The organism is Kitasatospora sp. NPDC004669 (assembly GCF_040609455.1).
Lineage (GTDB): Bacteria > Actinomycetota > Actinomycetes > Streptomycetales > Streptomycetaceae > Kitasatospora.
Map to the genome: position 1 here is coordinate 1 of NZ_JBEXKB010000226.1, position 1,306 is coordinate 1,306.

Consider the following 1,306-nt stretch of genomic DNA (forward strand, 5'->3'; position numbering starts at 1 on the left):
TGAGCTGCCCCGGATTTCGTGGAGTCCGCGATCGTGTGATCAAGCGGTCTGTGGGGCTTGCTCCAGTTGCGTCCAGTACGCCTGTTCGTACTCGTCGGGCGGGAGGTAGCCGAGGGCGGAGTGGAGTCGTTCACCGTTGTACCACGCGACCCACTGGAAGACGGCCCGCTCGACCTCGTCATAGTCCCGCCATGGTCCCTGATGCTCGATCAGTTCGGCTTTGAACGTGCCGTTCAGGGCCTCTGCCATCGCGTTGTCATAGCTGTCCGCGACAGAACCGACCGACGCCGAGGCGCCGACCTCAGCCAATCGCTCTGTGTAGCGAATGGACACATATTGCGACCCGCGGTCGCTGTGATGAATGAGGCCGGCGTCCTTCTTGATCTTCTGCCGCCACAACGCCATCTCCAGCGCGTCCAGGGGCAGGTCGGTTCGCATGTGGGTGGCAGCCTGCCAGCCCACGATCCGGCGCGAGTACGCGTCCAGGACGAACGCGACGTAGACCCAGCCCGACCAGGTCCGGATGTAGGTCAGGTCGGCCAGCCACAGCTGGTTCGGGCGCTCGGCGGCGAACCGCCGGTTGACCAGGTCCGGCGGGCGCGGCGCGGCCGGTTCGAGGACGGCGGTGCGGCGGCGCTGTCCGCGGATGACGCCCTCGATGCCGATCTCGCGCATCAGCCGCTCGACGGTGCACCGCGCGACCCGGTGGCCCGCGCGGACCAGGGCGCGGGTGACGCGGCGGGCACCGTAGGTGCGGCCGGAGTCCTCCCACGCCGCCGTGACCAGCGGGATCAGTTCCTCGTCGCGGAGCCGGCGGGCCGACTTGGGCCGCTGCTTGCGCGCGAAATACGTCGACGGGGACAGGTCCAGCACCCGGCAGACGGGATCGACCCCGAAGCCGTCTCGCAGGTGGTCGATCACCTGCTCGGCCTCGTCCGGGGACGGTCGATCTCCTGGGCAAAAAACACGCTGGCGGCCTTGAGGATCTCGTTCGCGCGCCTCAACTCCGCGACTTCCTTGCGCAGTTCCTTCAGTTCGTCGCGCTCGGCGGTGGTGAGGCGGTCGTCCCGCTCTCCGGCGTCGGCCTCGGCCTGGCGGACCCAGGACCGCAGGGCCTCCTTGTGGATGCCGAGGTCACGGGCCACGTGAGCGACAGGCCGGCCGGACGACCGGACCTCGCGCACGGCGCGCTCACGGAGTTCATCCGGGTACTTACGTGGTGCTGGCACTGCTCGTGGTTCTCCTTACGCCTGGATCGTAACAAACCCAGACATCAGGGACCCCACGAAAGCCAGAGCAGCTCAAA

Annotated in this window: 1 protein-coding gene; it reads right to left on the reverse strand. The window is 67.9% G+C overall.

Features of this window, described 5'->3' with window-relative positions; all coding sequences use genetic code 11:
• Positions 1-39 precede the first annotated feature (39 nt).
• A protein-coding gene (locus ABZW30_RS47035; RefSeq protein WP_355677500.1) for an IS3 family transposase occupies positions 40-1,229 on the reverse strand; the annotation gives its coding sequence in 2 pieces (ribosomal slippage) (positions 40-965 and positions 965-1,229; 1,191 coding nt in all).
• Between the last annotated feature and the right edge of the window lie 77 nt (positions 1,230-1,306).